27 protein-coding genes are annotated in these 26,149 nt (G+C 69.7%); 16 read left to right on the top strand and 11 right to left on the bottom strand.

Features of this window, described 5'->3' with window-relative positions; all coding sequences use genetic code 11:
• Nucleotides 1-29: 29 nt before the first annotated feature.
• Entirely contained in the window at nucleotides 30-1,637 is a 1,608-nt protein-coding gene (locus ACVTJA_RS04400) for a DUF1552 domain-containing protein (RefSeq protein ID WP_465834046.1), read from the bottom strand.
• Entirely contained in the window at nucleotides 1,634-3,427 is a 1,794-nt protein-coding gene (locus tag ACVTJA_RS04405) for a DUF1592 domain-containing protein (RefSeq protein ID WP_465834048.1), read from the bottom strand. The genes ACVTJA_RS04400 and ACVTJA_RS04405 overlap by 4 nt, the downstream gene beginning before the upstream one ends.
• Before the next feature lie 119 nt (nucleotides 3,428-3,546).
• On the opposite strand from ACVTJA_RS04405, the gene ACVTJA_RS04410 reads away from it, so the two are divergent.
• The 4 genes from ACVTJA_RS04410 (at nucleotide 3,547) to ACVTJA_RS04425 (ending at nucleotide 6,621) form a co-directional block, all read left to right on the top strand.
• Nucleotides 3,547-4,476, top strand: a complete 930-nt coding sequence (locus tag ACVTJA_RS04410; RefSeq protein WP_465834050.1) for a hypothetical protein — start codon at nucleotides 3,547-3,549, stop codon at nucleotides 4,474-4,476.
• A 102-nt stretch (nucleotides 4,477-4,578) separates the two neighbouring features.
• A complete protein-coding gene (locus tag ACVTJA_RS04415; protein WP_465834052.1) occupies nucleotides 4,579-5,088 on the top strand; it encodes an RNA polymerase sigma factor in 510 nt (169 codons plus the stop codon).
• On the top strand, nucleotides 5,075-6,070 hold the full coding sequence (locus ACVTJA_RS04420; protein ID WP_465834054.1) for a FecR domain-containing protein: 996 nt from the start codon (nucleotides 5,075-5,077) through the stop codon (nucleotides 6,068-6,070). Before ACVTJA_RS04415 ends, ACVTJA_RS04420 begins: the two co-directional genes overlap by 14 nt.
• Before the next feature lie 20 nt (nucleotides 6,071-6,090).
• The gene (locus tag ACVTJA_RS04425; protein ID WP_465834056.1) at nucleotides 6,091-6,621 is read left to right on the top strand and encodes a hypothetical protein; all 531 of its coding nucleotides are present in this window, start codon (nucleotides 6,091-6,093) and stop codon (nucleotides 6,619-6,621) included.
• Nucleotides 6,622-6,671: 50 nt separating this feature from the next.
• On the opposite strand, the gene ACVTJA_RS04430 is transcribed toward ACVTJA_RS04425, so the two are convergent.
• Nucleotides 6,672-6,890, bottom strand: a complete 219-nt coding sequence (locus tag ACVTJA_RS04430) for a hypothetical protein (protein WP_465834057.1) — start codon at nucleotides 6,888-6,890, stop codon at nucleotides 6,672-6,674.
• 149 nt (nucleotides 6,891-7,039) lie between these two features.
• A complete protein-coding gene (locus ACVTJA_RS04435) occupies nucleotides 7,040-7,336 on the bottom strand; it encodes a cupin domain-containing protein (RefSeq protein ID WP_465834059.1) in 297 nt (98 codons plus the stop codon).
• A gap of 336 nt (nucleotides 7,337-7,672) precedes the next feature.
• Between ACVTJA_RS04435 and ACVTJA_RS04440 the strand changes: the two genes are divergently transcribed.
• Nucleotides 7,673-7,876, top strand: coding sequence for a DUF6229 family protein (locus ACVTJA_RS04440; protein WP_465834061.1), 204 nt, complete (start codon nucleotides 7,673-7,675; stop codon nucleotides 7,874-7,876).
• A gap of 101 nt (nucleotides 7,877-7,977) precedes the next feature.
• Nucleotides 7,978-10,806 (top strand): type 2 lanthipeptide synthetase LanM family protein, encoded by a 2,829-nt coding sequence (locus tag ACVTJA_RS04445; protein WP_465834063.1) that lies wholly within the window; start codon nucleotides 7,978-7,980, stop codon nucleotides 10,804-10,806.
• A 69-nt stretch (nucleotides 10,807-10,875) separates the two neighbouring features.
• Here ACVTJA_RS04445 and ACVTJA_RS04450 read toward each other — a convergent pair whose 3' ends face one another.
• Nucleotides 10,876-11,319 (bottom strand): SRPBCC family protein, encoded by a 444-nt coding sequence (locus tag ACVTJA_RS04450; RefSeq protein ID WP_465834065.1) that lies wholly within the window; start codon nucleotides 11,317-11,319, stop codon nucleotides 10,876-10,878.
• A gap of 117 nt (nucleotides 11,320-11,436) precedes the next feature.
• Between ACVTJA_RS04450 and ACVTJA_RS04455 the strand changes: the two genes are divergently transcribed.
• On the top strand, nucleotides 11,437-12,225 hold the full coding sequence (locus ACVTJA_RS04455; RefSeq protein ID WP_465834066.1) for a dienelactone hydrolase family protein: 789 nt from the start codon (nucleotides 11,437-11,439) through the stop codon (nucleotides 12,223-12,225).
• A gap of 10 nt (nucleotides 12,226-12,235) precedes the next feature.
• Nucleotides 12,236-12,445 (top strand): hypothetical protein, encoded by a 210-nt coding sequence (locus tag ACVTJA_RS04460; protein WP_465834067.1) that lies wholly within the window; start codon nucleotides 12,236-12,238, stop codon nucleotides 12,443-12,445.
• Between the two features lie 7 nt (nucleotides 12,446-12,452).
• On the opposite strand, the gene ACVTJA_RS04465 is transcribed toward ACVTJA_RS04460, so the two are convergent.
• A complete protein-coding gene (locus ACVTJA_RS04465) occupies nucleotides 12,453-12,890 on the bottom strand; it encodes a hypothetical protein (protein WP_465834068.1) in 438 nt (145 codons plus the stop codon).
• Between the two features lie 15 nt (nucleotides 12,891-12,905).
• A complete protein-coding gene (locus tag ACVTJA_RS04470) occupies nucleotides 12,906-13,799 on the bottom strand; it encodes a LysR family transcriptional regulator (RefSeq protein WP_465834070.1) in 894 nt (297 codons plus the stop codon).
• A 237-nt stretch (nucleotides 13,800-14,036) separates the two neighbouring features.
• Here ACVTJA_RS04470 and ACVTJA_RS04475 point away from each other — a divergent pair, with 237 nt between their 5' ends.
• From ACVTJA_RS04475 to ACVTJA_RS04490, 4 genes are all read left to right on the top strand, one after another.
• Nucleotides 14,037-15,026 (top strand): threonine ammonia-lyase, encoded by a 990-nt coding sequence (locus ACVTJA_RS04475; protein WP_465834071.1) that lies wholly within the window; start codon nucleotides 14,037-14,039, stop codon nucleotides 15,024-15,026.
• Between the two features lie 55 nt (nucleotides 15,027-15,081).
• The gene (locus ACVTJA_RS04480) at nucleotides 15,082-15,426 is read left to right on the top strand and encodes a DUF6959 family protein (protein WP_465834073.1); all 345 of its coding nucleotides are present in this window, start codon (nucleotides 15,082-15,084) and stop codon (nucleotides 15,424-15,426) included.
• A gap of 178 nt (nucleotides 15,427-15,604) precedes the next feature.
• Nucleotides 15,605-16,555 carry a protease HtpX gene (htpX, locus tag ACVTJA_RS04485; RefSeq protein ID WP_465834074.1) on the top strand — a complete coding sequence of 317 codons (951 nt, stop codon included), beginning with the start codon at nucleotides 15,605-15,607 and terminating at the stop codon, nucleotides 16,553-16,555.
• Between the two features lie 32 nt (nucleotides 16,556-16,587).
• Nucleotides 16,588-16,956, top strand: coding sequence for a hypothetical protein (locus ACVTJA_RS04490; RefSeq protein ID WP_465834075.1), 369 nt, complete (start codon nucleotides 16,588-16,590; stop codon nucleotides 16,954-16,956).
• Between the two features lie 104 nt (nucleotides 16,957-17,060).
• On the opposite strand, the gene ACVTJA_RS04495 is transcribed toward ACVTJA_RS04490, so the two are convergent.
• Nucleotides 17,061-17,921 carry a GNAT family N-acetyltransferase gene (locus tag ACVTJA_RS04495; RefSeq protein WP_465834077.1) on the bottom strand — a complete coding sequence of 287 codons (861 nt, stop codon included), beginning with the start codon at nucleotides 17,919-17,921 and terminating at the stop codon, nucleotides 17,061-17,063.
• 143 nt (nucleotides 17,922-18,064) lie between these two features.
• On the opposite strand from ACVTJA_RS04495, the gene ACVTJA_RS04500 reads away from it, so the two are divergent.
• From ACVTJA_RS04500 to ACVTJA_RS04510, 3 genes are read left to right on the top strand one after another with little or no spacing between them, the layout of a single operon-like run.
• The gene (locus tag ACVTJA_RS04500) at nucleotides 18,065-19,933 is read left to right on the top strand and encodes a caspase family protein (RefSeq protein ID WP_465834078.1); all 1,869 of its coding nucleotides are present in this window, start codon (nucleotides 18,065-18,067) and stop codon (nucleotides 19,931-19,933) included.
• Nucleotides 19,934-19,988: 55 nt separating this feature from the next.
• Nucleotides 19,989-20,507, top strand: a complete 519-nt coding sequence (locus ACVTJA_RS04505; RefSeq protein ID WP_465827579.1) for a helix-turn-helix domain-containing protein — start codon at nucleotides 19,989-19,991, stop codon at nucleotides 20,505-20,507.
• A 41-nt stretch (nucleotides 20,508-20,548) separates the two neighbouring features.
• The gene (locus ACVTJA_RS04510) at nucleotides 20,549-21,085 is read left to right on the top strand and encodes a transposase (protein ID WP_465827577.1); all 537 of its coding nucleotides are present in this window, start codon (nucleotides 20,549-20,551) and stop codon (nucleotides 21,083-21,085) included.
• Here the strand turns inward: ACVTJA_RS04510 and ACVTJA_RS04515 are convergent, their stop codons facing one another.
• Nucleotides 21,086-21,487, bottom strand: coding sequence for a PEGA domain-containing protein (locus tag ACVTJA_RS04515; protein WP_465834079.1), 402 nt, complete (start codon nucleotides 21,485-21,487; stop codon nucleotides 21,086-21,088).
• On the bottom strand, nucleotides 21,484-23,214 hold the full coding sequence (locus ACVTJA_RS04520) for a DUF6311 domain-containing protein (RefSeq protein WP_465834081.1): 1,731 nt from the start codon (nucleotides 23,212-23,214) through the stop codon (nucleotides 21,484-21,486). Before ACVTJA_RS04520 ends, ACVTJA_RS04515 begins: the two co-directional genes overlap by 4 nt.
• Nucleotides 23,215-23,596: 382 nt before the next feature.
• On the opposite strand from ACVTJA_RS04520, the gene ACVTJA_RS04525 reads away from it, so the two are divergent.
• Complete coding sequence (locus tag ACVTJA_RS04525; protein WP_465834083.1) at nucleotides 23,597-24,106, top strand: hypothetical protein; 510 nt, start codon at nucleotides 23,597-23,599, stop codon at nucleotides 24,104-24,106.
• 69 nt (nucleotides 24,107-24,175) lie between these two features.
• Here ACVTJA_RS04525 and ACVTJA_RS04530 read toward each other — a convergent pair whose 3' ends face one another.
• Nucleotides 24,176-26,062, bottom strand: coding sequence for an N-acetylmuramidase domain-containing protein (locus ACVTJA_RS04530; RefSeq protein ID WP_465834084.1), 1,887 nt, complete (start codon nucleotides 26,060-26,062; stop codon nucleotides 24,176-24,178).
• Nucleotides 26,063-26,149: the final 87 nt, after the last annotated feature.

Consider the following 26,149-nt stretch of genomic DNA (forward strand, 5'->3'; position numbering starts at 1 on the left):
ACCGCGCCGCGCCGGATGCCTCGTGTCGGCTACGGCGCGAGAAACGGCAGCAGCTCTCCGGTCTTCTGCCACATCGACGACGGATAGGCCTGCGCCGAGGTGAAGCCCTTGTTCGTGAAGAAGTACTCGTAGGTGGACTGATACGACGCCTTCCAGCCGTAGCCGGGATGGTCGGGCTCGCTCCACTCCGACTTCGGGATGCCCATCGCCTGGAGCGCTGTGCCGAGCCACTGGTTGTAGAGGAGGCCCGCCCACAGGAAGTTGCCCTCGCTGCCCGTGCTGGAGTCTCCGCTCACCTTGCGCGTGATGTTCCGGTAGTCGCAGTAGCTGCCGGTGCCGAGGGCGCCTCCCGCGCTTCCGGCCGTCACCACCGGGACGGAGAAGGAGAAGTGGGGCGTGTTGCCGTTCTCCTGGCCCCACGCAATCAGCGAGTCATCCAGCAGCGTTCCACCCGCGCCGTTCGAGAACCGCTCGAAACGGGAGACGAGGTCCAGGAACACCTGCGAGAAGAAGACCTGGTTGAACTGCACCACCAGGTCCTGGTTCGCCCCGGCCACGGTCGCCGGATGAACGACGTTGTTGTGCCAGTCCTCGCCCTGTGGGGCGCGGGCGGTGAACGTCAGGTCCTGGTTGTTCTCGTCGATGCTGATGGTGGCGATGCGGCAGACGCCGCAGTTCATCGCCACGGCGAGCACCTCGTTGATGAGCCGGAAGTACTCGACGTTCTTCGCGGGGTCTCCCGCGAAGGAACCCGAGTTCTTGAGCGACAGGTTGTCGGTGGTGGGCCGCGACGGCACCTGGCAGCCGACGCTGGTCGTCCCCAGCCGGCGCTGCAGCTCGGCGACCGCGTCGATGTGCTGGTCCAGTCGCGTCCTGTCCTCGGCCGAGAGGCGGCTGCTGCCGTTGCGGAGCCGCCGGTAGCTGTCGAGCACCCTGTCCACCACCGGTGCCCGGGAGTTGCCGGAGCTGCCGGTGCCGGCGAGCAGGATGTCGAACAGGGCGAGCGAGCTCTCGGTGGGGCTGATGGGGCTCGAAGCGACTCCGGAGGAACGAACCCCGGGGGTGCTGTATCCCCAACTGCCGCTCGCGGTGCCCGAGGCGGCGATGGCGACGCTGCGTTTCCGGACGGAGGCGACGCTCGGGTAGAAGGCCGGAGACCAGGCCATCACCTGGTCGATGGTCGCCCGAGGCGATTCGGGCAGCTCCTTGTTGAAGTCGTAGTAGCCCAGCGCGGCGCCGAAGTTGTGCCCCATGTACAGGGGGAAATCGAGGCCCCGCAGGATGTTCATCTTCGAGACGAGGGTGGGCGTGAGCACCGTCGACTTCGCGGCCAGCACCCGGCTGATGACCGCATCACCGCTCGCGTTGACCGGCGCGGTCAGCGTCCCTCGCCGGACGTCGTGGTCCGCGTAGAACAGGCTCTGCGTCAGCGCCGAATCCGCCGGCCACATGTTCGCGCCGAAGATGGCGCCATGGGGGGTGCGGAAGTGCACGAAGCACTTCGGGCGCTGAGCCGCCTGGGCCTTCGCTTCGCTCGGGCTCAGCAGCGAAGGAAGCAGCGGCAGCGCCAGCACGGCTCCGCCCGCGCCGCGAAGAAACATGCGGCGGTCCACTCGGAAGACAGGTGTGCTGCTCACTGGAAGCTCCTCTGCTTGAACGTGGGGTGTGTGGCGACTGCCTTCAGCACGTCGGCCATGGGCGCGCCGCCGCGCGCGAGCGCCTCCATCTCCGAGAGCAGGCAGCCATCCCGCTCGGTGGACTCCACGCGGGCGTGCGAGAAGCGGAAGTAGTGCCGCGTGACGCAGGACGCGAAGAGCTGGCTGTCATCGAGCATCTTCGTGAGCTCGGCGGCGTTGGAGACGCGTCGCCGCTCATCGTCGTAGACCCGCATCTCCGAGACGGTGTCCACCGACGGAGTGGTGGTCACGTGGCCCCGCGGGTCGAACAGCCGCTCCACGCTGCGCTCGCGCCCGAGCGCATCGAAGCCCTCCAGCACGAAACCCGGCGGATTGATGGTCTGGTTGTGACATCCACCACAGCTGCCTCCAGAGGTGAGCTGGGTCACGACCTCTCGCGTCGTCAGGGTGTCGGTCGGCTTGGGAGCCATGTCGCTGGCGTTGGGAGGCGGGGCTCCGACCTGCTGGCAGAGCAGCGCGTTCCGCACCAGGTACCCCTTGTGGATGGGACGCGTCGACGCGGTTCCCGTGGCCAGCAACGCAGCGCGCGTCAGCAGCCCGCCGCGGTTCTGGGACGGAATGACCGGCGCGGGCCCGGAGCCATTCCAGACGGGCACACCGTAGATGGCGGCCAGGAAGGGGTCCCTCGAGTAGGACCTCCGGTCGTGGAGGAAGTCGCTCACCGAGCCACCCGACACGACCGTCTGCCACGCGGAGAGCTGGACGTCTTCGAACATCGCGGTGCGGACAGCGTCCGTGGGCATCTCCGGACCGACGAAGGCCTGGTAGACCGGGTCGTTCCGGAGCGCCACCAGCGACGGCAGCTCATTGAGCCGCAGCCACTCGCTGACGAACTCGTTCAGCGAGTCTCGCAGCTGGGAGCTCCGCAGCATCCGGTCGAGCTGGGACGTGAAGCCGTCCGCCGTCAGGAGCGAGCCATTGACCGCCGCGGCCCAGAGCTCGTCGTCTGGAGGCGCCTGCCAGAATTGATAGGACAATCGCGAGGCCAGCTCGAACGCGGAGAGGGGGCTCACCGGCCGGCTGGCGTCCGTTCCATGCTCCACCCGGTAGAGGAACCAGGGTGAGTTCAGGAGCGTGGTGATGACGTCGGCCACCGCCGCCCTGTCCACCGGAGTGGCCCCGGCGATGTCCGCGAAGACGGTGACCTCCGCCGCCGGCAGTGGGTAGCGCAGGACGCGGGAGCCCCATCCACGGATGAAGGTCTCCAGACAGGCGCGGTCGTTGCCCGTCTGTCCGTCGCTCGCGCAGCTGCCCAGGAGGGCGTTGCGGCGCGCGTCGCTGGCGGTGAGCTCCTGGGCCACGGCCTTCCCCAAGTCATACATGACGTCGACCTGGGACTGCTGGATGGACTGGTCCATCCGGCTGTAGCCGCCCTTCAAGTCACCGGGCGCGGGTGTGCGTTGGTCCGTGGGGTACCGGGCGAAGACGGGCGCAAGCTTCGTCCAGATGGCGTCCGCCTCGTTCGGCAATGCGCGGGCAATGGCGAAGCGAAGCGAGCTCGCCAGCTGCGTTCGGGACAGTCTGGGCAATGGCAGGTCCGCGGGGACGGCGTTCGCGTCACAGGAGAACTGCGCCGGTGCAGGGGGGATGGGCACGGACGCAGACGGCGGAGGGGAATCGTCTCCGCCGTCGGGGGCGTCTCCGCCGGGATTGGAGAACCCGGCGCTGCCCTGGCAGGCGACCGCGCCGGCGCAAAGAAGCAGGAGGCTCACGTAGCGTGGAAGCGTCATGCCCCCAGCTACGCGCGCGGCCGAAAAAACTTTCCTCCGTGTGAGGGCAGACGGCTGGAGTGCACGGGCGGCCGACGCTGGCTGTGGTCCACGGTCGACGGTACGCTCGGCGTCACCGAATGACCGCCCTGCTCTGCGCGCTCTCCCTCGCCTACCTGGCCCAGGCCCCGGCGGTGTCCGTTTCCTTCGACCTTCGCACCCTGTCCAACCAGGACTATCGGCGGTGGGGTGGTGTGGAGCTGGAGCGAAAGGTGGCGCTCCGGTTGATACAGGAGGGCTTCGCGGTCGTCTCTCCGGAGAGCCCGGCGCAGCTTCGACTGCGCGCAAGCCGCACTCCCGAAGGACTGCGGCTCGAGGCCGTCGGGCCGCGGCAACGCCTCGAGCAGAGCGTCCGGGTGGCGCGGGGGTCGCTCGCGGAGCTTCATCTGGAGATTGCCCAGAAGCTCTCCGAGATGACGCGGGCGCTGAAGCCCGAGCCGGAGCCGGAGCCGCTCCCGCCCGGGCCCTCGCCCCTGCCTCCCGAGCCTGTGCCCCAACCTCCCGTGGCGGTGGCTTCCGCCCCAGAAAGCTCCGAGCTGGACCTGAGCCTGGGCCTGGGCTCGCTCTGGCGTGGAACCGAGGTCGACCCGCACCTCCTGCTCTCCGTCAGGCGCGGCCTGGGGGCGTTCGGCCTCGATGCGGAGGCGGGGCTCGGGATGTCTCGCGGCGCGGCGCTGGATGTGTTCGAGGTGCAGGGTGGCGCCTTCTTCAGTTATCGGCTCTTCGCGGCGGAGCGCCTTCAGCTCGAACCTGGCGTGGGCGCGGGCCTCGTCCTCCACACCTTCAAGCTCGCGGACCCCTGGGTATCGGCCCAGGCGGGTACTCAGCTGTCTCCCGCGGGCTGGGCCCGGATGAAGCTCCGGTGGAGGTTCACCGAGCGCCTCGCGGCGGAGCTGCGCGTGGCCCTGGGCCTGCTGAAGCCGGTGACCCATGTGGGCGAGGGCGGAACGCTGTGGTCGCGGGGAGGCGCGAGGCTCGAAACCGGCGCCAACCTCTCCTGGGGGCCTTGACCTCCGAGGAAAGTTTCTCTGGCTCCAGTCGTAGTAGGTCCCAGGTAAAGGATGTCGCGCGCTCCCCAATCCAAGGCCCCACCCGCCCTGCCTGACCGACCCGTGTCGTTCGACACGCTCTACGAGGAGCACTCCGAGGCCGTCTACTTCTGGGCCAAGCGGTATGAGGCCGGCCGCTCGGGCTGGGCCGAAGACGTCACCCACGATGTCTTCCTCAAGGCCTGGGAGCACCGGGCCTGGCTGCGCGAGGAGGACGTGAGGGGCTGGCTGTTTCGCGTCACGCAGAACGTGGCGCTCTCCGCCCTGCGGCGCGAGAACACGTTTCGACGGCGCATCGCCAACCTCCTGTTTCCGCCTCAGCGCACGGAGACGGAGTCCACGCCCGAGGCGGCCCTCGAGCGGCGAGAGGCGGTGCGCAGCGCCACGGCGGCGCTGGACCGCCTGCCGGGGCAGGAACGGGTGGTGATGGCCTTGAAGATGCTGGATGACCTGAGCCAGCGCGAGATTGCCCAGCTCCTCTCGCTGTCAGAGGGCTATGTGTCGAAGTTGATCAGCCGCGCCCAGGGCCGCCTGTCGGCCTGGGGATGGAAGGTGGACGATGGCTCCCCCTGACTTCCGCGCCGAGCTCCGGCGTGAAGACCAGCTCCGCCGCGAGCAGGGAATGTCCCCGGCCGCCCAGGCCCGGCTGCGGTCGCGGCTGCGGGACGCACGCGAGTCGAAGCCGGCATCGCGCGGACGTCCCGCGTGGTGGATGCTCGCCGCGTCGGCAGCGGCGCTGGCCCTCGTGGTGTTCTTCTGGAGTGCTCCGTCCCCACGCTCGCTGGGAGGGCTCGAGGTCGCGCAGGCCACTGCCGAGTTGAAGGCGCGGGAAGACGCCGAGGGTGTGGAAATCGAGATGGGTGAGGCTGCCCTGGTGGACGCGGCGCGAGGCATCACCCTGCGAAACCAGGGGCCGCTCGTCGTTCGTCGTGAATCGTCGGGGGTGCGGCTGGTCCGCGGCCGCGCGGAGTTCTCGGTGAAGCGCCGGGAGCCAGGTGCCGCCCCCGCTGTCGTGCTCGTGTCGGGTGGGGCCATCGAGGTCATGGGCACGCGCTTCACGGTGGAGCAGCGGGAGGCGGGTGGAGCGGTCACCCTGCATGAAGGCGCCATTCGCTTCCGCCGGCTCACGGGTGAGGTGGTTCCGCTGCGGGTGGGGCAGACGTTGGAGTGGCCGGTGGCCGAACCAGCGCCTCCCGAGCCAGCGCCGCCCCAGCCACTGGCGCCGCCCAGCCCGGAAGCCACTTCCTCCCGTCCCCCCACCACGGCGGCCCGTGCCCCGAGCGTGGAGGACATCTTGCGAGAGCTGGAGGTCCTTCGCGGCCGGCATGAGTTCGAGCAGGCGGTGCGGCACCTCGAGGCGGCGATGCGAAAGCAGCCGGCGGCGACACGGGAGCGCCTCAGCTTCGAGCTGGGCTCGTTGCTCACGTACCAGCTCAAGGACGCGCGGCGCGCCTGCGCGCATTGGGCCCTGCACGAACGACAGTTCCGGCGTGGGCGCTATGCGGAGGCAGTCCAGCGTGCCCGTGGGACGCTGTCCTGTCGGGAGGTGGAGTGATGAGGGCGGGACGCTGGAGCGTGCTGTCGCTGGTCGCGGCGCTCACCGCCTGTGAGCCTGCCGTCATCGACCATTCCCCCACCTCCAACCTGCTCGACGCCGAGACGGCTTCCCTCGAGACCGGGCTCGGACAGTGGACGGCGTGGTACTCGGTGAGGGTTTCGAGAGCGCCTGGCGCCGCGAGAGACGGCGAAGCGGGCATGCGCGTGGAGGTGACCGAGCCGTACGGCTGGGGTGTCAGCCTCGACAACTGGCCGGGGTTTGCCGCATCCCCGGGGGGGCACCGCGCTTCCTTCTGGGCACGCGGGACGCCGGGCGCCTCACTGGTCGCCCAGATGCGCGTCAGCTGGCGTGATGCGAGCGGCGAGGAGCTGCGGTCGGAAGTGCTCTCCAGCCCGGTGCTTTCCGGGGAGTGGATTCGGACCGCTCGCGAGCTGACGGCCCCGGCCGGGACGGAACGGGTGGGGGTGGATGTGACTGGCAGCGAGGGTGCCCCGGGCGATGTCATCGAGCTGGATGTGCTGGTCGTGCAGGCATTGAGCGCGCCTTGAGCAACTCCTGAGCCTCCGACCATCCGCCTGGAGCCGCTGACGCGCCGTGCTCAGGGGCTCCCGCGGCCGACGAGGCGCGCGAGGATGGCCTGGAACTCGTCGGGACGGAGATTCACGTGCTCGACGACGCAGCCGTAGAGCATGGCCGTGGGCACGTTGCGGCCGCCTCGCTCCTGCTGGAGTCGGTGCAATTCGTGGAGGATGAGGCGCTCCACCCGGGTGAGCCCGTCTCGCACGTCGGGGAGGAAGTCTCGCGGGTCTCTGGGCATTGCCGGCTTCAGCGTACCCCGCCCGGTATCGGATGAGGTGTCATCGTCAGCGTGTCTTCTGTGCTCCGATGCTACGTGCCGTCAATAGCTCACAGCCATGAGAGTGACGCAGAAGGCCTGTGCGCCCCGTGCATCAGTTCCGCTCGGGACTACAGGTCGATGATGACCAATGTCCCCTGGCTGCCCTCCCGCACGGTGTGCGGCGTCCGGGCCTCCACGAGGTACAGCTCCCCCGCGCGCACCGTGGTGGGCACTCCGGACACGGATAGCTCCATGACGCCCTCCAGCACCAGCAGGGCTTCGTCGTACGGATGCGACTCCTCTTCGAGCGGCAGCGCATCCATCCGCAACACCTTCACGTTCGCCGGGCCCACCTTCCCCAGCACGCGCGAGCGCCACGCCTGCGGCAGCGCGGCACCTTCCATCACGAGGTTCATCAAGGGCATACCCCGGCTATAGCCAGCACTGCCCGTATGGAAAAGGCCTCTCGTGGGCTGGGGTGAACTGTGCCGGGTGCGCAGCGACACACCTGTATCTTGTCTCCGCCCCGGCATGTCTTCCCTGAAGAAATGACATGCCGTTGGAACCACGGGCGTTCGGGCTAGTGGTTATCCCTGAGGCGCTGTCTGCGATTGGACGGGATGGGAGGGGTGTCAGGTCCGCCATCCTGACGTTGCATGGACATGTCTGTTTAATCCGCCTCGCGTCGGGATGGGGCGGCTTCCTGGCGGCCGTGTTCCGGCGCTTCACGTGGTTCGTTCACCCGCAGTGGAGGACACAACATGCCGAAGATGACGGATGCGCACGTGGACGCGATTCTGGCGGGCTGGCTCTCGGGCTCGGAGAGCGTTGACGGTCTGGCCAACCCCGCGGGCCCGCTGTACGTGGGGGGCGCCGCGACCGAGGCCTCGCTCACCGACGCGGCCCCGCTGATGGACACGGGCTGTAGTGCCTGCACGGCCTCGCGGCCGGTCGTCTGCTGCTGATTTCAACGTCGGTCAGGAATGACTGACAAACGTGTGGCACCGGAGGCCACGCTCCGCCGGTGCCACACGGTGCAAACCCTTGCATGCGTGGAAAGTAACTCATGGGCGAGACTCCTGGTTCCGGTTGGTTCGAGCGTCCCGTGGTCAAGCTGGTGGAGCCATTCCTGGCGGGGCTCGGCACACGGCTCGGTGCGGTGCGAGGGTTGGGCGCGGCGGAGCAGGACGTCGTGCGCACGGCGGCGACAGCGCGCCTGTGTGAGCGGGCCCAGTTGCTGCTGAACCGGTTGTTCCTCCTGGAGCTCCACGCCGCCACGATGACGGGCAGGCTGGACGCGCCCGACGAACGCGAGCGCTGGGCCCAGTTCATCGACCTCGCGTGCACGGCTTCGTTCGACGAGCACCTGCGCCGCCGCTACCCCACGCTGTACGCGCGGCTCAGCACGTTCTGTGGGTTCCACGTCGACGCGGTGCTGACGCTGGTGCAGCGCTTCGTCGCCGACCGCGAGGCCCTGGCCGAGCTGCCCGGTGTGCCGGGCGGAGAGCTGCGGGCGCTCAGCCTGGGCGCGGGAGACTCGCACCGGGGCGGCCAGGCCGTGGCGCGGCTGGACCTCGCGTACGGCACGGTGATGTACAAGCCGAGGTCCGTCCAGGTGGACGGCGCGCTCGAATCAGTGCTGGAGCGAATCTTCGACGGCACGCCCGACTCCGAGCGCATCCGCGTTCCACGCGTGCTGACGCGTGACGGCTACGGCTGGACGGAGTTCGTCGACCACCGCTACTGCGACGGTGACGCCGAGCTGTCGCGCTTCTACCGGAACCTCGGCCACTGGCTCGCGGTGATGCGGCTGGTGGGTGGCACGGACCTGCACTCGGAGAACCTGGTGGCGCACGGGCCGGTGCCCGTGGTGGTGGACGCGGAGAGCCTCTTCGCGCCGGACCCTCCGGTGCCTCCCTCGCAGCGGGGACAGGCGGTGGATGCCGCCGCCGAGCTCATCCGTCGCACCGTGCTGCGCACGGGGCTGCTGCCCGTCCGTGCCAGCGGACTGCTCATGGCTGGCCTGGACATCTCCGCGGCGGGCGCGCTGCCGGAGCAGCAGCCCAAGGTTCCCGTTCCCACCATCGTCGACGCTGGCACCAGCGCCGCGCGCCTCGGGATGACCGAAATCGAGCTGGGCGCGGCGAAGAATCACCCGAGCCCGAAGCCGGTGCTCTCGCTCTACTGGGACGAGGTCGTCGCCGGCTTCAAGGACCTCACCGCGCGCCTGAAGCGCATGGATGCCAGTGTCGGGGCGGCGTCGTTGCTGAGCCCCTTCAACGGCTGCGAGGTCCGGCGCGTGCGGCGGCCGACGCAGGCGTACGTCGAAATCATCCGGATGCTGTGGCACCCGGCCTCGCTGCACGATGAGCACACGGCCCTGGACCGGGCTCGGGACATCCTGCGCCGCAACGCGGAGGTGACGCCCGGCGCGCCCACGGCGCCCTCGGTCATCGAGCAGGAAATCACGGACATGCTCGTGGGAGACGTGCCGTTCTTCTCGGCTCACGTCGGCGAGGCGCTCATCGCGGAGACGGTGGAGGGGTGGCGCTCGGCCGACTTCGCCCTGGAGGAGATGACCATCCAGGGGGCGCTGGTGACGGCGTACCTCAACGAGCTGGCGCCGCAGCCGCGCGACAAGGTGCCTCCCAGCCCGCAGCCGGAGCGGTTGGACCGGCGCCGCAGGACGCTGGCCGCGACGCTCGTGCGGCAGCTCCAGGACGCGGCCATTCGCGGCTCGGACGGGACGGTGACGTGGATAAGCCCGGTGCTCGCCGAGCATGGCTGGGCCATCCGCCCGCTGGAGGCCAACGTCTACAGCGGGCAGGGCGGCGTCGCCGTGTGCCTCGCGGAGTACCTGCACGAGGTGCGGCACGGACGCGCGGACGAGGTGGCGGGCGTGGAGGACACGCTGCGCGGCGCGCTCGTGGTGCTGCGGGCGACGGAGGACCTGGTGCCGACGAAGCGGCTCGGCGCCTTCCTGGGCGTGGCCTCGCAGGTGTGGACCTGGAGCACGCTGCATGACCTGCTCGGCGAGCCGTGGATGCTGGAGCGGGCTCGTGCGCGCGCCCGGGTGCTGGAGCAGCGGATGTCCGAGGAGGACCGGCTGTTGGACATCCTCGACGGCGTGGCCGGCGTCATCGTGCCCCTGCTCAATCTCGCCGAGCAGACCGGCGAGGAGCGGTGGCTGCGCGTCGCCGTCGCGGCGGGACGCAGGCTGGAGGTCTCGGCGACGCGGGACGCGGAGGGGGCGCGGTGGTGCACCTCGATGTTCCCCGAGGGCATCGGCGGCTTCGCGCATGGTGCGACGGGCATCGGCTGGGCGCTCGCGCGGCTGGGGCTCAGCGCGGCGGGCACGGAGTTCGAGCGCCGGCGGTGGCTCGACCTGGCGGACCGCGCCTTCGATTTCGAGGAGACGCTCTTCCGGGCGGAGGCGGGCAACTGGCTCGACAACCGCACGGGCGTGGGCGTCCGGTACCTCACCAACTGGTGCCACGGCAGCACGGGCATCGGGCTGGCGGCGTGCGACCTCTACGTCCGTAGACGGGAGGCACGCCACCTGGACGTGGCCCGGCGAGCGTGCACGGCGGGGCTGCGCGAGGGCTTCGGCTGGAGCCACACGCTCTGCCATGGCGACCTCGGCATGTGGGAGTTGCTCAATGCCGGCTCGCGTCTGGACCCGGGCGCGCTAACGCCGGAGCGCGAGGCATGGGATGCCGCGATTCTCTCCGGCCTGGAGGAGCATGGGCCCGTGGGCGGCTGGTCGAAGGATGCCTTCACCCCGGGGCTGATGCCCGGCATGGGCGGCATCATCCACCTGCTGCTGCGCATGCACCCGGAGAGCCACCTCGCGTCACCGTTGCTGCTGAGCCGGCGCGGGGCCGTCCTGGGGTGAGGAAGTCGGGGGCAGAGGGAGTGTCCAGACAGCGTCTGGACCATTGAAGAAGGCTGGACACTCCACCATTCACGGCGAAACGGCACGCGTGCGCAGGCGCTCCGCCAGTGCGTGATTGAGGCCCTCATACGCGGGGCGGAAGCCTTCGATGCGCTTGCGCACCATGAGCGCGATGACGAGGCCGGAGAAGTCCTCTCCGTGGACCAGCCGCGTGCCCGTGCCGTCGGGGAACAGGCGGAAGTAGTGGAGGCCCGTCAGCACTCCGGGCACGCCGCCCTTCCATTCGAGCGCCACGCCGGGCTCGGCACGCACGAGGGTGGCCTTGAAGCCATACCGCTTCCCCGAGCCATCCGGTGAGGTGACCTTCATCGCGACGCGCGCTCCGGGCTTCACCTCGCCCCGGGCGTCGAGCAGCAACGGGTTCCACTCGCCGTAGCGAGCGAAGTCGCTGAGGACGTCCCACACCTCGGTGGGCGTCGCGTCGAGCCGCGTCTCTGTCTCCAGCCGGACCATCGTCGCTCCTCGTAGGGGTTGCCACTCCGCTGGCCGATTCCTCCAATCGCGGCCCGCGGCGGGCTCCTACTTTCTCCGCGAGCCGCGTGGCTCGCAATCCCACCCAGGGAGCCCTTCATGTGTTTCGACGCTGATTCCTCGCCTCCCATTGCCCGAAATCCGAGTGCGGCCGTCACGTCCCGTCGGCTCACGCTGACGGCGGCGGATGGCAATGGCTTCTCCGCTTTCCTCGCCACGCCCGAGCGCGCCTCAGGCGTGGGCGTGGTCATCCTCCCGGACGTCCGGGGACTGCACCGCTTCTACACGGAGCTGGGCCTGCGCTTCGCCGAGCAGGGGCACACCGCGCTCGTGCTCGACTACTACGGACGCACCGCCGGGGCTGGCGAGCGGGGCGATGACTTCCCCTACAAGGAACACATGGCCCGCCTCACTCCTCGCGGGCTGTGGACGGACCTGACCGCCGCCGTCGGCTACCTGCGCTCTCCTGAAGGCGGTGCCTGTCCCTCGCTCGTCACCGTGGGCTTCTGCCTCGGAGGGCGTGTGTCGATTCTGGCCGCGGCCCAGGGCTTCGAGCTGGCCGGCGTGATTGGCTTCTACTGCTGGCCCGCGGCGGGTCGGGACGGTGCTCCGGGGCCCACGCAGCGCGCGGCGGACCTCACCTCTCCGGTGCTGGCGCTGATGGCGGGCGATGACCCGGGCATCCCCGCGTCCGACGTCGCCGCCTTCGAAGCGGCCCTGAAGGCAGCGGGAGTCGACCACGAGGTGGTGACGTACGCCGGAGCGCCGCACAGCTTCTTCGACGTGAAGCAGCGGGACTTCAGCGAGGCCTCGGCTGATTCCTGGCGGCGTGTGCTCGCGTTCATCCAGCGTGTCACCGGGCGAGCTGTTCCCAGCGCGGCCGCGTGACAGCGGGTTCGTGCAGGACGTCGTCATCCGCATCGCGGATTACACGGCCTATACGTCTGGCTCGCAGGGCCAGTTCTTCGTCACCCTCGACTCCATCTACTACCCGAACGAGACACGCCGGCAGTCGTGCGACCGTTTCGCCCTCAGCGAGGGTCGGCCGTACGTGCGCATCAGCTCGACGGGCGCCGTGACGTTCGTGAAGCGGCAAGGCTCTCCGTAGCCGCCTCCTACTGCTTCCGTTTGAACGGGAAGTTCAGCAGGGCCAAGAGGGCGCGGACGCGGTGGATGGCGGGGTAGGAGTCTCCGCCGAAGTGGCTTCGCGTGCCCTCGTCGAGTGACGCCTCGTAGAACGAGAGGGTGCGCACGTTCTCTCCGTCCCAGAAGTCGAGCTCCCATGTTGCTTCATCGTCCATGACGAAGTCGCGGCGTCCCTGAGGCGGGAGCCCTTCGAGCAGGCTCCGGATCCTGCTCATCGCCGAGGGATTGAAGATGTGCTTCGCCTGCTCGGAGGTTGGCCCCTTTTCCGGAGGTCTGAACCATGAGCACTGGTAGTACGCCAGGCCCGAGGAGGTGAGGCGGAGGTGGACGCGATGAAGCTCCGGCTCGAACCCGGGCACGCGGGAGAGGACCACCACGTCGCTCTTCTTGAGTCGCTCATGCGGCATGGATGCTCCGGGGCTTCACTCCCGCTCACCGCGCAGTCGAGGTGATTCCCGCTGGAAGGACTCCACCAGCCAGTCGATGGCTGCATGCACGCGTGCAGCATGCTGGAGGTCCGGGTGTACGGCGAGCCACGCCTCGCGCGTGGGCACGGCATTCGTGGGGGACAGTCTCACGAGGTCCGGTACACCGTCCGCCAGGTAGCAGGGCAGCACCGTGAGTCCCAGCCCCTTCCGTGCTGCTTCCATCAGCACGTATCGGCTGTTGCTGCGCAGGGCGAACAGGGCTCCCTCGCCCGTGCGCTCCAGCCACTGCTTCTCCGCGGTCTGCGCCAGCGAGTCGTCGTAGCCGAGCAGCACGTGCTCGCGCAGGGCCTCCTGCTTCGGTCTCCCGTGCCGGCGCACGTAGGCCTTCGAGCCGTACAGTGCGAAGGAGATGTCTCCCAGCTTGCGCACGGTGAGCGCGGGCTCTTGTGGACGGAACAGCCGCACCGCGAGGTCGGCTTCGCGGCGTGAGAGGTTGAGCACCTGCGTCGCGGCCAGCAGCTCCAGTTGCAGCGCGGGGTGGCGCTCGCGCCAGGCGGGCAGGTGGGGCGCGAGCACGTGGCTCACCACCGTCTCCGGCGCGGTGATGCGTACGTGGCCGGACACCTGGACGTCCGCTCCGGCGAGCTGGCGCTCCAGTGTGGTCGCCGTATCGTCGATGCGCCGGGCGGCCTCCACCGCCTGCTCGCCAGCGGCCGTCAGCCGCATGCCTCCCGGGGCCTTCTCCAGCAGGCGCACGCCCACCGCGCGCTCCAGCGCCGTGAGTCTCCGTCCCACCGTCGCTGCGTCCACGCGCAGCTTGCGCGCCGCCGACGCGAGCGAGCCACCCTCGTGTACGGCCAGCAGGTAGCGCAGGTCATTCCAGTCCACACCTGCATTCTCGCACGCTCGTGCCCACGCCTTCGTGCCTTCCGCTGGAGCAGCCCTGCTTTGCGCAGCACTTGCCTGCATTCCTGCCGCTGAGGCCTCTCGCCATCCACCGGGCATTCCTGCATTTGTGCATGCCTGCCCCCGCGCTCCTGCGTCTTCCGCCCGGGCACCTCGGCTGGCACATCCATGAGGCCGAGCGCCGGTGGTTCATCGCCGCGCCGCGGACAGGAGCCCCACGTGTCCCCAGAACTCCGAGCCATCACGCCCCAGTCCATCCTCCAGGCGCGCGAGCGCATCGCTCCGTACATCCGCCATACGCCGCTGGAGCCCTCCGCCGCGCTCTCCGCGCGCACGGGCGGCCGTGTCTTCCTCAAGCTGGAGTGCCTCCAGGTGACGGGCAGCTTCAAACCGCGCATCGCCTTCAACAAGCTGCTCTCCGTGGACGCGGAGACGCGGGCTCGCGGCGCGGTGGCTTCCACCGCCGGAGGACATGGCATCGGTCTCGCCCACGCGGGACGGCGGCTCGGTGTCGCCGTGGAGCTGTTCCTTCCGCACTCCGCCGATGCTCGCAAGGTGGAGGTCATGCGTGGCGAGGGCGCTCGGCTCCACTTCCACGACTCCGTGCCCGCCGCGCGCGAGGCGGCGCGGGCCTACGCTCGCGAGCACGGACGCCTCTTCGTCTCTGCCTACAACGACCCGGACATCATCGCCGGCGGGGGCACCGTGGGACTGGAGGTGCTCGACGACTTGCCCGAGGTGGACCTCGTGGTGGTGGGCGTCGGCGGAGGCGGGCTCATCAGCGGCATGGGCGTGGCGATGAAGGCTCGCAACCCGCGCATGCAGTTGTGGGGCGTGCAGCCGGAGGTGAGCCCGGTGCTCGCGGAGTGGATGCGCCACGGCCGGCCCGTCCCGGTGGACGTCCGTCCAAGCATCGCCGATGGCCTCGGAGCGCAGCCCGAGCCGGACACGCTCACGCTGCCCCTGGCTCGCGAGTACGTGGACCGCGTGCTGCTCGTGTCGGAGGCGGACATCCAGGATGCGATGGCGTGGCTGCTGGAAGAGCACCAGCTCGTCGTCGAGCCCTCCGGAGCCGCTCCCGTCGCCGCGCTGCTTCGCCACCCGCCCGAGGGCTTCCGCAACATCGCCGTCGTCATCACGGGCCGTAACATCAGCCGGGCCCGGTACGTCCGCCTGCTCGGTGAGCGGCTCACTGCGGCGCCTGCGTGAAACCACCGGGCTCCATGGGAAGCTCGCCAGACACGCGGCGAGGAGCCCGGGCCTGGTGTCTGTCACATCGGGCAAGGCGGTTCAGGACGAGCGAGGCGACATGGAGCGTAAGGAGTTGGAGGTGTTCTCCACGGCGGTGAACGCCGCCGTGGTGCGAGTGCCCGGAAGGCGGTTCCCCGGAGTGGTCATCCAGGGGGACTCGCTCTCCATTCTCTGGGCCGAGGTGCGCGAGGCTCGCAAGCTGGCGAGCGCCGCAGCGGATTCCGCTGAGGCCCGCGAGGAGCTGGCGGACGTGCTGGAGGGCCTGGAGGAAAAGCTCGCCGTGTACAAGGCTGTCTACGAAGAGACGCTTCGCGCTCACGGCATGAAGCTGCCCTACAACGTACGTCGTGACGGATAACGCCGCGCAACCCCCGCAGCCATAGAGAAAACCTCACTTCGACGAAGGAACAATCTTCGGAAGGCCCCGCCTCCGACGCTGTTCCTTGTCCGCCGCGACAGTTCACGGCCGCGACGACTTGCATCCGCGCCGCGCTGCTGAATGTTGTGGCCAACGAAGTTCTTCCGGAGTGAGGGCCATGAAGAGAAGTTTCGTCGGTCGCATCGCGCTGTTCATCCTGACCAACCTCGCGGTGGTGGCGATGCTCGCCATCGTCGGACGGCTGCTCGGCGTGGACAGCTTCCTGGCCCGTCAGGGCTCGGGGCTGAATCTGACCGCGCTGCTCATCATGTCGGCCGTGATGGGCTTCGGCGGGTCCATCATCTCGCTGCTGCTCTCCAAGACGATGGCGAAGTGGAGCACCGGCGCACAGGTCATCGACTCGCCTCGCACCGAGGCCGAGCTGTGGCTGGTGCACACCGTCCAGCGCCTGGCGCGTGACGCGGGCATCGGCATGCCCCAGGTGGCCGTCTACGACAGCCCGGACATGAACGCCTTCGCCACGGGTGCCCGGCGCGACAGCGCGCTGGTCGCCGTGTCCACGGGGCTGCTCCACAACATGCGGCGCGACGAGGTGGAGGCCGTGCTCGGCCACGAGGTGGCTCACATCGCCAACGGTGACATGGTGACGCTCACGCTCCTGCAGGGTGTGCTCAACACCTTCGTCATCTTCGTCAGCCGCGTGGTGGGCTTCGTCGTGGACCGGTTCATCAACCGCTCCGAGGACGGCGAGGAGCGCGGCGGCACCGGCCCCGCGTACTTCCTCACCAGCCTCGTGCTGCAGATGGTGCTCGGCATCGGCGCCAGCCTCATCGTCGCGTGGTACAGCCGGCGGCGCGAGTTCCGCGCGGACGACGGCGGCGCCACGCTGGTGGACGCGGGCTCCATGGCTCGCGCCCTGAACCGGCTGCGGATGCAGCATGACGAGGCGGCCATGCTGCCCTCCAACATGCGCGCCTTCGGCATCCGCGGCGGCGGCGTGCTGGCCCTGTTCTCCACCCACCCGCCGCTGGAGGAGCGCATCCAGCGGCTCGTGGACGGGAGCTGGCGCGGCGGCCAGGCCCGGTATGCCACCGACGGCGCGGTTTGATACTGAGTTGTAACTGTGGCTAGGCTGTCGGTATGAGTCGACGACAGAGCTGGCTGTGGCGCAGTGCCGTGGTGGTGGCCGCCCTGGGGCTGGGCGCCTGTAACGCGGGAGACCTCGAGCCGGGCGAGCAGGAGTCGCTCGGTACCGAGGAAGCCTCGCTCTGTACCTGCGGGACGACGCGGTACAACACCGTGCAGGACGGCGAGGGAGCAACCTGCGGCGCGGCGTTGACCCAGGCCCGCAGCCTGCTCAACGCCTACATGGCGAACCGATGCCCCTCGGGCTCGTGCAACCTCACCCAGAGCGTCGAGTGTGAGCCCATCGGCCCCCGGCGCACGGACGGCTTCCGCTACTCCATCACCGCGACCTTCTCCTGCAACGAGCCTGTGGGCTGCGGGTAGCCGCGAGCGGGGTCGTCCTCGCCGTCTCCGGCCGAGCCCCCCAGCGCCGCTTGAAGGTGAGTGCGCTGAGCCCGGCTCCCTGGAGTGGGAGCCGGCGAGCGCCGTCACGTGTGGGCCAGCACGGGGAAGCGGTGCGGGATGCCTGACGGGGTGAAGCCACGCACGAAGAGGTCGGCCTCGGTGTCCTCTCCGGCCTCCTTCGCGCCGGGCCACCAGCGCTCGGGCGTGAAGCCGAACCGGATGCTCCGGATGGGCCGGTCAATCAGGCGCGGGAGGCTGGCGCGCAGGTCGAAGGGCGCCCGCGTGAAGACGTCGTCGAGGTACAGCGTGTCTCCCTCGACGCTCGCGGACACCCACGTGTCCGGGCCGAGCTGACGCAGCGGCCGCGCGAAGCCGTTCGCCACGTGCCAGCTCGCGACGGTTGAGTAGCCCCGCGCGCCGAAGCGCTCCGTGGAGGGAGTGCCTTCTCGCGAGAGCGTGGCGAACCAGGCCCGCACCTTCGCGTCCTCCAAATCCAACGTGGGTGCGGGCGGGCCCTCTGGCACGGCCTCGTGCTCGGCGGCGAAGAGCGACTGGTACCAGGGCTGGAAGCCGAAGCGCGGGTAGAACTGGCGCACCCGGGGGTTGGCGAACAGCAGCACCGGCGCGTCGCCGCAGGACTCCAGCGCGGCCGTCATCGTCACGCGCGCCAGGCCGCGTTCCCGGTGCGAGGGGATGCAGCCCACCGCGCCGAGCTGGAAGGCCTGTACCTCTTGCCCATCCAGGCGCAGCCGCATCCGCATCACCGAGGTATTGGCCACCACGCGGCCATCCTCGAACACGGAATATGCGCGGTAGTCGTCGTCCCACTCGCCCCACTCGCGCCAGTGCCGGAAGTCCGCGCGGCGGAACACCTGGGGCACGTAGTCGCAGAACGCGGCCTGGAGCGCGGCGTCACGAGGACCGATTTCAGTGACTGTTGCCATGCGGAGACTCTGGCATGGATGCGCTCTCGGCGTCACGGTGCGGGCGGAGTGGGGCGGGCCCGCGCGGCTCGTGGCCCTGACATGGTATTGGAAACACCGTGGCCCCGGCCCTTCCGGATGAGCCACTGCTGAGGGGAAGCTGGATGTCTCGCATCACCTGGGCGGTGCTCGCCGCCGCGCTGCTGGCCGCTCTTCCGGCGCTCGCGGAGGAGCGCTACGCCGTCGTCATCGGCGCCAACGTGGGCTGGGCCAACGACAAGCCGCTGCGCCACGCGGAGTCCGATGCGGAGCACGTGCGCGACGTGCTGGTGGACTTGGGCGGCTTCGCGGCCGACCGTGTCCACCTGCTACGAGACCCGGACACGTCCGAGGTGCGCTCACTGCTGCGCAAGGTGAGCGGCTGGCTGCGCGCTGGACGGAGCGACACGCTCCTCTTCGTCTACTACTCGGGCCATGCGGACGCGCGACACCTGCACCTGCGCGGCGAGCCGCTGTCCCATGACGAGCTGTACGCCATGCTCCGCGACGCGCCGGGCCGCGTGCGTCTGGGCGTGGTGGACGCGTGCCGCAGCGGCTCCATCCTCGAAGCCAAGGGCGGCAGGCCCGTGGCCACCTTCGAGTCGCAGGTGGTGGACGAGCTGGAGGTGAACGGTTTCGCGCTGCTCACCTCCAGCGGCGCGGATGAGCTGTCACAGGAACGCCGCGCACTCGCGGGCTCCGTCTTCACGCACCACCTCGTCTCCGGCCTTCGCGGCGCGGCAGACGCCAACGAGGACGGAAAGGTGACGCTCTCCGAGGCGTATCAGCATGCCTTCCAGCGCACGGAGGCGGACACCGCGGCCACGCCGGTGCCGCAGCGGCCCGCCTTCCGCTACGAATTGAAGGGACAGGGCGAGGTGGTGCTGACGCGGCTGGAGCACGCCTCGGCCACGCTGGTGCTTCCGCGCACGGAGGGAGAGCGCTACGTCGTCGTGGACCAGGGCGAGCGCAGGCTCGCCGCCGAGGGGCGCACGCGGCCGGAGCGGGAATTGTCGCTGGCGCTCGCGCCGGGCGAGTACCACGTCAAGCGCGTGGGCGCGCAGGCCGTGGAGTCCGCGCCCGTGCGGCTGGAGCCGGGCGCGCGCGTGGAGGTGAGCGGGCTGGTCTTCGAGCCCCGGCCGCTGTCCTCGGGGCTGCTCAAGGGCCGCCCGGACGACACCAGCGACCCGGCGGAGATGCGCGACTGGCGCCGCGACGAGGCGCTGCGGCTGCTGGCGGCCGGTGAGACGCGGGCGGCGCTGCGTCTCTTCGACGAGGTGCTGAAGGACATGCCGGATGACGCGGCCTCGCTGCGCGGGCGGGCGCGCGGACTGGTGCGGCTGGCCGAGGCGTACCAGCGCGCGGGAGACAAGAGCCGCGAGAAGCGGGCCCTGCGCGCGGCCATCGCCGCGGACCCCACGCTGCCGGAGGACCCGGACTTCCTGCGCCGGTACCAACAGCTCAAGGAGGAGGAAGACACCGTGGCTCGCGAGGAGGCCCAGCGCGAGGAGGCTCTGCGGGAGTTCCAGCGCAACCCCCGGCTGGGCCGTGTCTGGGGCGTGGGGGTGGACCTGTTCAGCTCCCGGGGCGTGCTGGTCCTTTCGGCCACCTATGTGGCGCGGAGGGATTTGTTCCCCTACGTCGCGCTGGACATCGGCATCGGTGGCATCGACGCGGGCACGCGGTGGACGCTCATGAATTCGCGCTTCAGTCCCTTCCTGGGCGCGGGCGTCCACGTGGGCATCCCCGGGCTCGGCAACGAGAGCATGAGACTCAGCGTGGGTGGCGACAACGTCACCACGAATCCGAAGGGCCCGAACGACGTCGACGCCGATGACATCTTCGACCTCAACCTGCACCTGGACGCCGGCCTCCAGTACGTGGCCGAGGGCGGGTTCTTCATCGAAGGAGGGGTGGGGGTCGCCCTCTACACGAAGGACGGCAGTCCCGGGCTGCAGCCCATGCCCATCGTCGGCGCGGGCTGGCTCTTCTAAGTAGGTAGCCAAAAGTTCGGAGACAAATTTGGCCTGGACGCGCAGGATCCGGCTCATGCGACGCGTGAGGAGTCCTGCCGAGCTTGGGCTGACAGCCTACGACAGGCGACGGCTGGAGCGGGCGCTGCGAGAGGCTCGCGATGCCCGCCACTTCCGCCGGCTCCTGGCTGTGAAGCTCGTGGCCGAGGGGAAGCCAGTGGGAGAGGTGGCGCGTCTGTGCGCGCTGAGCCGACCCATCGTCTATCGCTGGCTGGGACGCTACTTGGAGTCGCACGAGCCCGAGGCGCTCTTGGACAGCCCGCGTACCGGGCGGCCCCGGGGCGCCTCGCGCCTGACCGCTACGCTCCTGCGGCAACTGGTCCGGCAGAGTCCGCAGGAGGCTGGCTGGGCGACGCACGGTTGGACGGTGCCGCTGCTATGCACGCACCTCCATCAACAAGGCATCGATGTGTCACTACGCACGTTGCGTCGTCGGCTGCACGAGGCGGATTTGCGGTGGAAGAGGCCCCGGTACGTGTACGTGACGCGCGCGCCTCACCTGGGGCAGAAAAAAGGGGTCTTGTCCGTCGTCTGACGACACTGAAGGTGCAGTCTCCACGTGCGGTTCTGCTCATCATGGACAGCACCGTGCTCAGGTGGTTTCCGCCGCTGCGCGCAGCATGGGCTCCGGTAGGCGAGCAAGCCGAGGTTCCCATCACCGGGGAGAACGCCAAACGCACATTGTGGGGGGCCATCAATCCACGGACCGGCCACCGCGTGCTGGCCACCAGCCAGCGCGGACGGCAGGAGGACTTCATGGCCTTCCTGCGCATCCTTCGCCTTGCCTACCCGGGCCGACCGGTGCTGCTGCTGTTGGACCAGGCCAGATGCCATACCGCACAGCGCTCGCAGGCACTCGCGGCGCAGCTGGACATCCACCTGCTCTGGCTCCCCAAGCAGCGTCCCGAGCTCAACGCCATGGACCACGTCTGGAGGGAGCTGAAGCTGCACATCTCGGCCAATCGCCAGTACTCCACGGTTGCCGACCATGTTGACGCCGCTGTCCTCTGGACCCTCTCGCTCACCCCGACGCAGGCCCTCCGCAAGGCGGGTATCCTCGCGGAGGGGTTCTGGCTGCGGGATTTGTTAGAGAACTTTTGGCTACCTACTTAGTCAGTACAGGTCGTCGGTGTCCTCGGAGCCGGACGGCTTCTCCCACTCCAGCGCCTCCGGGTCTATCGCGGGCTTCAGCACGTAGCTGTGCTCGCCCCGGTAGCCCATCACCCAGATGAGCGGGAAGAGGAGTCCCCCGAAGAAGATGGCGGAGACCTCCACGCCCCCATTGCGGCGCATCACCGTGGTGACGGGCTCGTAGCCCTCCTTCTCCAGGCGGAGTGACACCCTGGAGAACGAGACGCGCCGGTCCGAGTACTTGCAGGGCGTGATGCAGAAGAGCCGGTTGTCGACGTAGACGGTGGCGCCCGTCGGCTTGCTGCGGATGGTGGTGGTGCTGGCGCAGCCCGCGAGCGTCAGGGCCATGAAGAGCGCGAGCGCACGCCGGGTCACGCGGTTCATGGATTCCCCCTGTGCATGAGGGCCTCGCGGAAGCGGCCCTCCTTCGCCGCCACGCAGACGGTGTACCCGTCCAGCTCGCCACAGGTGAGCCCGGCTTCCGGACGCTGGAACGCCGCCGCCTCCTTCGCGTCCACCACGTACAGCGTGTCCGTCGCGAAGCGGCTCTCGCGCACGTCGGCTCGCAGCGCCTCGCACGCGGCCTTCAGCTTCACCGCGTCGAAGCGCGGCAGGTACATGCTGTTCGTCGTCATCCCCTTGCGGTACGCGAGGTCTCCGAAGCGCACGTAGGCGTCCTCCGGGAAGGACTGCGCGGCACATGGTTCCTTCCAGTTGTGGATGGCCGGAGGATACAGGACGACGTGCCGGTAGAACGGGTCCACCTGCTCCCACGCCGGTGCCGTCAGCCTCGGCCACGTCGCGCCATGGAAGCGGCCCCTCCACCACAGGTCATCCGTGTCCAGGCACTGGAGCAGCACCGCGCCCAGCAGCAGGCCGGTGGCGAGGCGGGGACGCTCCCTCCAGCGCCACAGGATGAGTGCGAGGATTCCCGTCAGCAGCGTGTAGTGGAGCGCCCAGATGAACCGGCCCGACGCGCCGAAGGGCGCCAGCACCGGCAGCAGCGCCTGGGTCAGGCCCCGCATCGACAGCACCTTGTGTCCCGCCACCCGCACCACCGTGGAGAGGGCCAGCAGCGTCAGGGCAAGCACCACGAGCCCCAGCGGCCACCGGGCCCTCAGCTCCTCCTTCACTCGCGGCCACCAGCGCGCGGGCCGGAGGAGCAGCACGGCGGCGAGCGCGAGCACCCCCGTGCCGAGATAGCCGAAGCCCTCGTACTGCCCCGGAGACACGGGCAGGTCCGGCATCAGCTTCGAGGTGTGCATGGGATTGAAGAGGGTGAGCACGTCCGCGCTGAAGTCGCCGAAGCTCAGGCTCGTCGCTGGCGACACGCCCTGGCCCACGAAGCCGAGCAGGATGAAGAGTGCTCCCACGACAGCGAGCACGCCCGCGAGCGCCGTGGCTCCGGCGCGCCAGGACAGCAGTCGCTCCCGCCACACCAACGAGACGACCAGCCCCAGCGTGAGGGCGAGGACCATGGCCTCCAGGTACGGGTGCACACCCGCGGCGAGCACCGCGAGCACCAGCGCCCCTCCCACATCCCTCCAGGCAGCTCGGAGGTCCGCGCGGGGGCGCAGGTTCAGCCACAGCATCCCCAGCAGCAGCCACTGCGCGCAGAGCGCGTCATGGCCGCTCCGGTAATACAGCACGGGGGCCATGATGAAGAGGGCCGCCCCCAGCAGGCGCTGCGACGGACGGGGCGTGAGGAGCTCCAGGAGCTTCACGCCCATCCACCCCTGGAGCGCGAAGCACAGCGCGAACCAGGGGCCGATGAACTGAAAGTCCCGGGGCAGCCAGCGCGAGAAGGGCTTCAGCGCCACCGACATCCAGGGCGTCGAGTCGGTGAAGCCCACGGTCGTGGAGCTCGGGTACGCGAGCGAGGGAACGCGCCCCAGCGGGAAGCCCCACGGCGCGTTCCGGAAGTGGAGCCAGCCGAGGACGCTCTTGGCCTGGTCGCCTACGCCCACGCAGTCGAGGTTCGTCGGGTCGAGCGCCGCCGCGCCGCCCAGCGCCAGGAACCAGAGGACGCCGAGCCCCGCGCCCAGCCACGGCCCCCAGCGCTCCCACGGGCTCACTGACGTGTTCTCGATGACGACGGCGGAGGATGACAACGCTCGCGGCTCCCACGCATCCCTCGTGCGCCATGCGTGGCCACCGGACGGGCTCGGGATGCTCGCGCGCCATAACACGCGCGGCCCATGTCGTCGAAGCTCCTCCGAGTCGTCGCGGCCCCAGCGAGGGTTTTCCCTCGGGCTGTTTCCCGCATTGCCTCACGGAGGGAATCGGAGGGACCGGGCGTCTCACGGCGTGGACGGCGACGGACGTGAAACCGGCGCTGGCCTCGTCTCGCGGTCGGTGGGACCTGCCTCCCCGTTCCGGTGGGCCTTCCAGGCCTGGACATCCCCGCGCGCGGCACATGCGTTGCTGGATGCGCCGCCCGGGAGCGATGGCCGCTCCCGGGTGCTGCCTTCGGGCAGTGAAGCGAGGTCTCCGATGAGCCAGTGGAAAGCAGGCCTTGTGGCGGCGGTGATGTCGGGCGTGTTGGGCGTGGGCTGTGGCGGCGACGCACCGGTGGAGGCATCCACGGACGAGAGCGCCGTCGACCGCTACCTCACCCAGACGGAGGAGCAGGAGTGGGGGCAATGCGGGAAGAAGATCTGCTACGAGCCCATCGAGCGCGAGAAGAACATCACCCACATCTTCCTCGACTTCGGCGACTGCCGCGTGAAGGACTTCCGCGTGTTCCTCGTGACGGAGCATCGCGGCTGGGAGGAGGTGACGGACCGCCTCAAGACGCAGGGCGGGCCGTGCCAGGAGCTCAACGCGGACTACCGCTTCGAGGTGCAGGGGCCGGACAAGAAGGCGAAGGTGTGCATCCTCTTCGAGGACTACGTCCCGAAGCACGTGCGCATTGGCGCGAAGGCCGCGAACGACTGCAGCTATGAGCCGTTGCCCGATAGCCTCCAGGGGAGCTGGAAGAACGAGTGCAAGAAGTGCAAGTAGGGCGGCGCGTCTGGTCGTGAGGCTCCCGGGCCCCTCCTTCGTGCGGGAGGGGCCCTCGGTGTCGGCGCTTCAGGCGCGGTCCGTGCCGACGGAGCCGAGGCCCTCGCCCGCGCGGATGAACAGGTCCTGCGCGAGCCGCTCGCTGAAGCCGAGCAGGAAGCTCACGGACATGTGGAGGTAGAGGGCCGACTCCGCTGTCGCGGGCTGGAGGGGGATGACACCGGACTTCATCAGCGCGAAGCCGAAGATGGCGCAGTACATGCCGACCAGCGGCTTGAAGAAGCCCTGCATCAGCATGGACACGCGGCTGGCGCCGCGCAGCTTCTCGAAGTCGCTGAGCCGCATGAGGATGCTCACCGCGCCGCCGACGGCACCGCACAGGCCCACGAGCAGGAGCGTGCGCGCGGGGAGGCCGAGGAACACCGTCGTCTCGGTGGTGAAGAACTGGTGCACGACGGTGGCGAGGGCGTGGCTGCACAGCAACAGCAGGCCCAGCCCGAGCACCACCTGCATGGACGGCGAGCTGGAGCGGAGGATGGGCAGCGGCCGCAGCGGGTAGAGGCGGTCCGCGAGCGCGGAGGCGATGCGCAGGCGCGTGCTCTTCGCGAAGGAGACGTTGGGCTTGTCCCCGAGCAGCGCGGTGAGGCACAGGTCCAGCGTCTCCACGGCGGGGGCTCCGAGCTCCGGAGCGGCCTTGCCTCGCAAGATGAGGATGCGTGAGAGCTCGGACTGGACGTCCGGCTCGAGCGGCTGCGCGAGGCGCTGGCGGAGCTGCGTGGCCAGCGGCTCGGGGAGAGGCGGGGCCTCCTGCATCGTGGGCGCCGTGGGGGCGAAGGGCAGGGGCTCGAGCGTGGCCGCGGTGTCGGGGCTGCTGCGCGGCGCGAGCCTCCAGGCCGGGGCGGTGATGGCCGTGCTCGGTGTGGCGCTGACGGCAGCAGCCGGGGCGGTGATGGCCGTGTTCGCCGAGGGGGCTACCCCGGGTGCGCTGATGGCAAGGGCCGGCGCGGCACTGGGCGGGCTCGCCACGAGCGCGGGAGCCACCATCGCGGGCGCCGCCGTGAGCGCTGGCACCGCGGCCGGCGGACTCGCGGCAATGGGGGCGGAGTCGCTCCGAGGCAGCAGGGCCTGCTGCTTCCTCAGCGCGTCCATCGTGGCCGTGTCGAACTCGGCGGTGATGGGGAGCTGCTGCTGCGCCTGGAACTTCTTCAGGGCCGCCTTCGTATGAGAGCCCAACGCGCCATCCGGAGTCCCCGGCTCGAAGCCGAGGAACATCAGCCGCACCTGTCCCTCGCGCACGCTCAGGTCGGGCGCGGCCTGCGTGGACAGCTTCAGATACGCCTGGGCCAGCTTCTTGTCGTACTGGTTCTTCTCGTACGCCGGGCCGTTGTAGCCCTTCGCGAAGCTCGCCCAGTCGTGGTCCTTCAGCGCCTTCACCAGCCCGTTCTTCTCGATGAACGCCGCGAGCGCGCCGAGCTGCTCGTCCTCCGACGCCATCATCCGCTCGACGAACTGCTCGACGGTGCCGTAGCCCAGGTCCACGGCGTGGAAACCCATCACCTGGCCCAGGCCCCACGAAGCGCTGCTCAGCGCCGCGGACGCGTCCAGCGCCAGTGCCTTCTCCAGCCGCTCGTACTCCGCCACCCCGCCCGCGTAGCCGCCGGCCTTCGGGTTGCTGATGTCCGGCGCCTGCGCGTCGAAACGGCCCTTCGTCCGCTTACTGAAGATGTGGCGCTCGAAGAGGATTGCGGGGCGGCGGTCCGCGAAGTAGCCGCAGCCGCGCGTCTCCACCTGGAGCACCGTCCACAGCTCCGCGGGGTGGACGGACAGCCGACTGGCACCAGCGTCGATGCCCTGGGGTGTGAGTGGAGTCGCGGCTCCCGTGAAGCGGTTCGTGGCATACCTCGCGGCGGGGGTGGGTGCCGGAGAGCGTAGGCGCCCGCGCTCCGCGAGGACCATCCCCCCTCTCCGCGGCCCTGCTCGCCTCCCTGGCTTTTCATTCCAAGGCCATCCCACTCCAGGAGTGAAATGTCGTACACCCTCCTG

The sequence above is a fragment of the Pyxidicoccus sp. M6 genome (assembly GCF_055568925.1).